General features: G+C 47.0%; 8 protein-coding genes and 5 pseudogenes. 7 read left to right on the top strand and 6 right to left on the bottom strand.

Features of this window, described 5'->3' with window-relative positions:
* The 7 genes and pseudogenes from arcC (FYJ34_RS15110) to FYJ34_RS15095 all read left to right on the top strand — a co-directional run.
* Positions 1–838 (top strand): annotated as a pseudogene (arcC, locus tag FYJ34_RS15110) (carbamate kinase); the annotation flags it as partial.
* Between the two features lie 456 nt (positions 839–1,294).
* Positions 1,295–1,483: an ATP-binding cassette domain-containing protein gene (locus tag FYJ34_RS15500; protein ID WP_416389699.1), complete on the top strand. Its 189-nt coding sequence runs from the start codon at positions 1,295–1,297 to the stop codon at positions 1,481–1,483.
* Positions 1,416–1,835: an ATP-binding cassette domain-containing protein gene (locus tag FYJ34_RS15495; protein WP_416389698.1), complete on the top strand. Its 420-nt coding sequence runs from the start codon at positions 1,416–1,418 to the stop codon at positions 1,833–1,835. The genes FYJ34_RS15500 and FYJ34_RS15495 overlap by 68 nt, the downstream gene beginning before the upstream one ends.
* A 194-nt stretch (positions 1,836–2,029) precedes the next feature.
* Positions 2,030–2,566 carry an ABC transporter permease gene (locus FYJ34_RS13010; protein ID WP_235899146.1) on the top strand — a complete coding sequence of 179 codons (537 nt, stop codon included), beginning with the start codon at positions 2,030–2,032 and terminating at the stop codon, positions 2,564–2,566.
* 21 nt (positions 2,567–2,587) lie between these two features.
* On the top strand, positions 2,588–2,884 hold the full coding sequence (locus FYJ34_RS15100; RefSeq protein ID WP_334296359.1) for an ABC transporter permease subunit: 297 nt from the start codon (positions 2,588–2,590) through the stop codon (positions 2,882–2,884).
* Positions 2,827–3,051, top strand: a complete 225-nt coding sequence (locus tag FYJ34_RS13000) for a hypothetical protein (RefSeq protein WP_235899148.1) — start codon at positions 2,827–2,829, stop codon at positions 3,049–3,051. Before FYJ34_RS15100 ends, FYJ34_RS13000 begins: the two co-directional genes overlap by 58 nt.
* 233 nt (positions 3,052–3,284) lie before the next feature.
* Positions 3,285–3,425 (top strand): annotated as a pseudogene (locus tag FYJ34_RS15095) (NrdR family transcriptional regulator); the annotation flags it as partial.
* Between the two features lie 34 nt (positions 3,426–3,459).
* On the opposite strand, the pseudogene FYJ34_RS15490 reads toward FYJ34_RS15095, so the two are convergent.
* The 6 genes and pseudogenes from FYJ34_RS15490 to arcC (FYJ34_RS15085) all read right to left on the bottom strand — a co-directional run.
* Positions 3,460–3,617, bottom strand: a pseudogene (locus FYJ34_RS15490) (NrdR family transcriptional regulator); the annotation flags it as partial.
* Positions 3,618–3,851: 234 nt separating this feature from the next.
* A complete protein-coding gene (locus FYJ34_RS12990; RefSeq protein WP_235899145.1) occupies positions 3,852–4,499 on the bottom strand; it encodes an ABC transporter permease subunit in 648 nt (215 codons plus the stop codon).
* Positions 4,466–4,711 carry a hypothetical protein gene (locus FYJ34_RS12985; protein WP_235899144.1) on the bottom strand — a complete coding sequence of 82 codons (246 nt, stop codon included), beginning with the start codon at positions 4,709–4,711 and terminating at the stop codon, positions 4,466–4,468. The genes FYJ34_RS12990 and FYJ34_RS12985 overlap by 34 nt, the downstream gene beginning before the upstream one ends.
* Positions 4,712–4,941: 230 nt before the next feature.
* Positions 4,942–5,711: pseudogene (locus tag FYJ34_RS15090) on the bottom strand (ABC transporter ATP-binding protein).
* Between the two features lie 37 nt (positions 5,712–5,748).
* A complete protein-coding gene (locus tag FYJ34_RS00560; protein WP_154475317.1) occupies positions 5,749–5,907 on the bottom strand; it encodes a hypothetical protein in 159 nt (52 codons plus the stop codon).
* A gap of 151 nt (positions 5,908–6,058) precedes the next feature.
* Positions 6,059–6,913, bottom strand: a pseudogene (gene arcC, locus FYJ34_RS15085) (carbamate kinase); the annotation flags it as partial.

Raw genomic sequence — 6,913 nt, 5'->3', positions numbered from 1 at the left:
CAAAGACGGCGGAAGCGATCGCAGATCTGATAGAAGAAGGGTATCAGGTGGCGATCACCCACAGCAACGCGCCTCAGGTGGGGATGATCCATACAGCCATGAATGAATTTGGCAAAGAGCACCAGGACTATACGGCAGCGCCCATGTCAGTGTGTTCGGCTATGAGTCAGGGATACATCGGATATGACTTGCAGAAGGCCATTCGAGAAGCATTGTTAAATAGAGGTCTTTATCGGACGGTCAGTACCGTATTGACCCAGGTGATCGTAGATCCCTATGACGAAGCTTTTTACACGCCTACAAAAGTGTTGGGCGTTATCTGAACGCAGAGGAGGCTGCAAAGGAGAGGAAAAAGGGAAATTATGTGGTGGAAGAGCCGGGAAAAGGTTTCCGCAGAATCGTAGCGGCGCCCAATCCGGTTGCCATTGTGGAGATTGATGCGATAAAAGCGCTCCTGGATGCAGATCAGGTGGTGATCGCAGCCGGAGGCGGAGGGATCCCTGTGCTGGAGCAGGAGCATCATCTGAAGGGAGCCAGCGCGGTAGTGGAGAAAGATCTGGCGGCCGGGAAGCTGGCAGAAGAGACGGATGCAGACGAACTGATTATCCTGACCAGCGTGGAAAAGGTAAAGATCCACATGGGGACAGACAGAGAGGAACAGCTGGAGGAGATCAGCGTGGAGGAAGCAAAAGGCTATATGGAAGAAGGACACTTTGGAGTATATAATATGCTTCCGAAGTTTCGGGCGTCCATTTCCTTTCTGGAGAAACGGGAGGGAAGAAGGGCGATCATCACTTCTTTCGATCATGTAAAAGCTGCGGTTCAGGGAAAACAGGGACAAGGATCCTGTAAAAGCCATCAAATATCAAACATGCCAGAAACATTGGAAATAATAGGTCAATCAGAAACCATCAGCAGTGAAGGCCTCTTTTGTCAGACGGAACCTGACGAAAGGAGTTCACCTCATAGGGCTGATGGTTCTGTTTTACAGGAAATTGTATGTGAGTATGAAAATCAAAGAAAATCCCTGCAAACATGCGGGAAAGCACAGAGAAAGCCAGAGGGAAGGAAGCGGGCGTCCGGAGCATCTCGGGGAAGAAAAAGAGGTTGACAAGAAAAAAGAGAGGAAGTATGATTGTATCAACAAAGCAATACAATAAGACAATATCAGAAACGAGCAGGAAGAGGGGTGCAAAGATGATAGAAATCAAAAATCTGACGAAGGTGTATCGTCTGAACAAAAAGCAGATGATGGAGTTAAAGACAAGGATCCTAAAAAGACGGCGGTAGGAATCTGAGCTTTCAGGCGAAAGAGGGAGAGATCTATGGCCTTCTGGGACCAAACGGTGCGGGAAAGACGACCACGCTCCGCTGTATCGCTACCTTGATTCCTCCTACCGAAAGGAGAGATTTATGTGAATGGATACGAGGTGCAGAAGGAGCCCAAGAAAGTCAGGACGCAGATTGGATTTCTGACCAGTGACATTAAACTGGATGAGCAGTTTACAGTAGATTATATGTTTGATTTTTTCGGACGGCTGCATGAAGTGGAAAAAGATACTCTTCAACAGAGAAAAGAGGAATTGTTTTCCTATTTTGGGATCGAAGGCTTTGCCCATAAGCAGATCAAGGAGCTTTCCACAGGAATGAAGCAGAAAGCAGCCATTGCAGTGAGTCTGGTACATGATCCCAGGATCGTTATTTTTGACGAACCTACCAACGGATTGGATATCATCACGGCAAGAGGGGTAACAGACTATCTGAAAAAGCTGCGGAATGAAGGAAAGCTGATCGTGGTTTCACCCATATTATGTCGGAAGCACAAAACTGTGTGACAGGATCGGGATCATTGTGGATGGAGAAATGGTGGCAGAAGGTACGGTGGCAGAACTTCTGCCAGCAGACCGGAGCACAGGATCTGGAAGACGCATTTTTCGAATTTTACAGGGAAAAGAAGGGGGAGTAGCGGCATGAAAGGAATCAGAGAAATATTCGGGAAAGAAATGGCGCGGATATTCAGGGACAAAAAATGGTATTTTCTGTCTTTGTATTGCCGGTGGTGATCATGCTGGTTATTTTTTCGGTTGTGGGAATGATGGCGGAACGGAAGCAGAAAGACATCGAGGCACACAAATCCAGGATTTATACACTTCACGCGCCGACAGACTTTCAGCAACAGATGGAAGCGTCAGGATTTTTGGCCGAATATACACAGATTGAATCTGAAAAAGAATTTGAGGCGGCAAAGAAGAAGATCAAAGAGGGAGAGATCGATCTGATCGTAAGATTTCCGATGGATTTGAAGAGCAGACAAAGGCTTACAAAGAAGGGAGCCTCTTCCCTGGGTCAATACCTACGAAAATCCGTCAGAAGAATATTCGGCCAAGACGTCCTCCTTTGTGAAAACAATGCTGGAATCTTATCGTCAGACACTTCTGTAGAGCGAGTGGAAGATCTGAGGCAATTGACGGTTTTTGAAGTCAACACAGACAACTCTCAGATGTATATTCAGGATAAGGCGAAGGCGACAGGCAAGATGGCGGGAACCATGCTGCCCTACTTGTAACCGTCTTTTGTTTGCAGGGCGATGGGAATCGGAACGGATATGATAGCAGGAGAGAAGGAAAGAGGAACCATGTACAGCCTTCTGGTGACGCCGATCCAGAGAAGCTCTATTGTACTGGGGAAGGTGTTTTCGCTTATGACGATCTCCGGAATTTCCGCAATTGTATATGTGACGGCCCTGGCAGTGGCGGCGAATACGATTTTTAAGACAAGCTGTCGGGAGCAAACTTCCACCTGGATATTCAGGCGGGGCAGATCGCTATGCTGGGAGTACTGCTATTGTTTATGTCCTTCCTGTATTCTACCATCATTGCACTGATCTCTGTGTTTGCAAAGACGGTGAAAGAAGCAGGAACTTATATTATGCCGGCCTATATGCTGGTGCTGATCATCGGTCTGATCTCCATGTTTTCAACAGGAAAACCCCAGGAAAGCCTCTGGTTTGTCCCGTTTTACAACAATGCCATGGCGATTCAGGAATCATGAGTCAGGAGATCACCTTGTTCCAGTACGGATCACGGTGGCGGAAACACTGGCATTGGAGTGATTTTGACAGGGGTGATCGTGAAGGCATTTGAGAGTGAGAAGGTCATGTCTAAATAGGAGGATATTTGAAGGAAGAAAAACGGAAGGAACCGGAACTGTAAGGGACAATGGATTGACTTCACGAACCGGACAGGCTATACTGAAACCAACAAAATGAGAAGAGGTTAGACAACATGAAATGTCCTTATTGCAATCACCCGGATACAAAAGTAGTGGATTCCAGACCGACGGAGGACGGGAATTCCATCCGAAGACGGAGAGCCTGTGAAATCTGCAAAAAGAGGTTCACCACTTATGAAAAGTGGAGACGAATGAACACTCATCATTTTCACGGATCCCTGTTATTATCCTTTTGATAATGATGAGTGGGATCGTCTCCACTTTTCATAAGTGTGAACCTCTTTTTGAGATTTCACAGGCTCTCCGTCTTCGGATGGAATTCCCGTCCTCCGTCGGTCTGGAATCCACTACTTTTGTATCCGGTGATTGCAATAAGGACATTTCATGTTGTCTAACCTCTTCTCATTTTGTTGGTTTCAGTATAGCCTGTCCGGTTCGTGAAGTCAATCCATTGTCCCTTACAGTTCCGGTTCCTTCCGTTTTTCTTCCTTCAAATATCCTCCTATTTAGACATGACCTTCTCACTCTCAAATGCCTTCACGATCACCCCTGTCAAATCACTCCCAATGCCAGTGTTTCCGCCACCGTGATCCCGTACTGGAACAAGGTGATCTCCTGACTCATGATTCCCTGAATCGCCATGGCATTGTTGTAAAACGGGACAAACCAGAGGCTTTCCTGGGGTTTTCCTGTTGAAACATGGAGATCAGACCGATGATCAGCACCAGCATATAGGCCGGCATAATATAAGTTCCTGCTTCTTTCACCGTCTTTGCAAACACAGAGATCAGTGCAATGATGGTAGAATACAGGAAGGACATAAACAATAGCAGTACTCCCAGCATAGCGATCTGCCCCGCCTGAATATCCAGGTGGAAGTTTGCTCCCGACAGCTTGTCTTTAAAAATCGTATTCGCCGCCACTGCCAGGGCCGTCACATATACAATTGCGGAAATTCCGGAGATCGTCATAAGCGAAAACACCTTCCCCAGTACAATAGAGCTTCTCTGGATCGGCGTCACCAGAAGGCTGTACATGGTTCCTCTTTCCTTCTCTCCTGCTATCATATCCGTTCCGATTCCCATCGCCCCTGCCAAACAAAAGACGGTTACAAAGTAGGGCAGCATGGTTCCCGCCATCTTGCCTGTCGCCTTCGCCTTATCCTGAATATACATCTGAGAGTTGTCTGTGTTGACTTCAAAAACCGTCAATTGCCTCAGATCTTCCACTCGCTCTACCAGAAGTGTCTGACGATAAGATTCCAGCATTGTTTCACAAAGGAGGACGTCTTGGCCGAATATTCTTCTGACGGATTTTCGTAGGTATTGACCCAGGGAAGAGGCTCCCCTCTTTTGTAAGCCTTTGTCTGCTCTTCAAATCCATCGGAAAATCTTACGATCAGATCGATCTCTCCCTCTTTGATCTTCTTCTTTGCCGCCTCAAATTCTTTTTCAGATTCAATCTGTGTATATTCGGCCAAAAATCCTGACGCTTCCATCTGTTGCTGAAGTCTGTCGGCGCGTGAAGTGTATAAATCCTGGATTTGTGTGCCTCGATGTCTTTCTGCTTCCGTTCCGCCATCATTCCCACAACCGAAAAAATAACCAGCATGATCACCACCGGCAATACAAAGACAGAAAATACCATTTTTTTGTCCTGAATATCCGCGCCATTTCTTTCCCGAATATTTCTCTGATTCCTTTCATGCCGCTACTCCCCCTTCTTTTCCCTGTAAAATTCGAAAAATGCGTCTTCCAGATCCTGTGCTCCGGTCTGCTGCAGAAGTTCTGCCACCGTACCTTCTGCCACCATTTCTCCATCCACAATGATCCCGATCCTGTCACACAGTTTTTGTGCTTCCGACATAATATGGGTGGAAACCACGATCAGCTTTCCTTCATTCCGCAGCTTTTTCAGATAGTCTGTTACCCTCTTGCCGTGATGATATCCAATCCGTTGGTAGGTTCGTCAAAAATAACGATCCTGGGATCATGTACCAGACTCACTGCAATGGCTGCTTTCTGCTTCATTCCTGTGGAAAGCTCCTTGATCTGCTTATGGGCAAAGCCTTCGATCCCAAAATAGGAAAACAATTCCTCTTTTCTCTGTTGAAGAGTATCTTTTTCCACTTCATGCAGCCGTCCGAAAAATCAAACATATAATCTACTGTAAACTGCTCATCCAGTTTAATGTCACTGGTCAGAAATCCAATCTGCGTCCTGACTTTCTTGGGCTCCTTCTGCACCTCGTATCCATTCACATAAATCTCTCCTTCGGTAGGAGGAATCAAGGTAGCGATACAGCGGAGCGTGGTCGTCTTTCCCCGCACCGTTTGGTCCCAGAAGGCCATAGATCTCTCCCTCTTTCGCCTGAAAGCTCAGATTTCCTACCGCCGTCTTTTTAGGATCCTTCGTCTTTAACTCCATCATCTGCTTTTTGTTCAGACGATACACCTTCGTCAGATTTTTGATTTCTATCATCTTTGCACCCCTCTTCCTGCTCGTTTCTGATATTGTCTTATTGTATTGCTTTGTTGATACAATCATACTTCTCTCTTTTTCTTGTCAACCTCTTTTTCTTCCCCGGAGATGCTCCGGACGCCCCGCTTCCTTCCCTCTGGCTTTCTCTGTGCTTTCCCGCATGTTTGCAGGGATTTTCTTTGATTTTCATACTCACATACAATTTCCTGTAAAACAGAACCATCAGCCCTATGAGGTGAACTCCTTTCGTCAGGTTCCGTCTGACAAAAGAGGCCTTCACTGCTGATGGTTTCTGATTGACCCTATTATTTCCAATGTTTCTGGCATGTTTGATATTTGATGGCTTTTTACAGGATCCTTGTCCCTGTTTTTCCCTGAACCGCAGCTTTTACATGATCGAAAGAAGTGATGATCGCCCTTCTTCCCTCCCGTTTCTCCAGAAAGGAAATGGACGCCCGAAACTTCGGAAGCATATTATATACTCCAAAGTGTCCTTCTTCCATATAGCCTTTTGCTTCCTCCACGCTGATCTCCTCCAGCTGTTCCTCTCTGTCTGTCCCCATGTGGATCTTTACCTTTTCCACGCTGGTCAGGATAATCAGTTCGTCTGCATCCGTCTCTTCTGCAGCTTCCCGGCCGCCAGATCTTTCTCCACTACCGCGCTGGCTCCCTTCAGATGATGCTCCTGCTCCAGCACAGGGATCCCTCCGCCTCCGGCTGCGATCACCACCTGATCTGCATCCAGGAGCGCTTTTATCGCATCAATCTCCACAATGGCAACCGGATTGGGCGCCGCTACGATTCTGCGGAAACCTTTTCCCGGCTCTTCCACCACATAATTTCCCTTTTTCCTCTCCTTTTGCAGCCTCCTCTGCGTTCAGATAACGCCCCAACACTTTTGTAGGCGTGTAAAAAGCTTCGTCATAGGGATCTACGATCACCTGGGTCAATACGGTACTGACCGTCCGATAAAGACCTCTATTTAACAATGCTTCTCGAATGGCCTTCTGCAAGTCATATCCGATGTATCCCTGACTCATAGCCGAACACACTGACATGGGCGCTGCCGTATAGTCCTGGTGCTCTTTGCCAAATTCATTCATGGCTGTATGGATCATCCCCACCTGAGGCGCGTTGCTGTGGTGATCGCCACCTGATACCCTTCTTCTATCAGATCTGCGATCGCTTCGCCGTCTTTGTTA

The organism is Suipraeoptans intestinalis (assembly GCF_009696485.1).
GTDB classification, from domain to species: Bacteria; Bacillota; Clostridia; order Lachnospirales; family Lachnospiraceae; genus Suipraeoptans; species Suipraeoptans intestinalis.
Note: the sequence above shows the minus strand (reverse complement) of the source record. Positions and strands in the feature narration are given on the sequence as shown.

Coding starts and splice junctions, on each gene's coding strand:
- FYJ34_RS13010 (WP_235899146.1), top strand. CDS start 2,030: ATGGTATTTTCTGTCTTTGTATTGCCGGTGGTGATCATGCTGGTTATT.
- FYJ34_RS15100 (WP_334296359.1), top strand. CDS start 2,588: ATGGGAATCGGAACGGATATGATAGCAGGAGAGAAGGAAAGAGGAACC.
- FYJ34_RS13000 (WP_235899148.1), top strand. CDS start 2,827: ATGCTGGGAGTACTGCTATTGTTTATGTCCTTCCTGTATTCTACCATC.
- FYJ34_RS12990 (WP_235899145.1), bottom strand. CDS start 4,499: ATGCTGGAATCTTATCGTCAGACACTTCTGGTAGAGCGAGTGGAAGAT.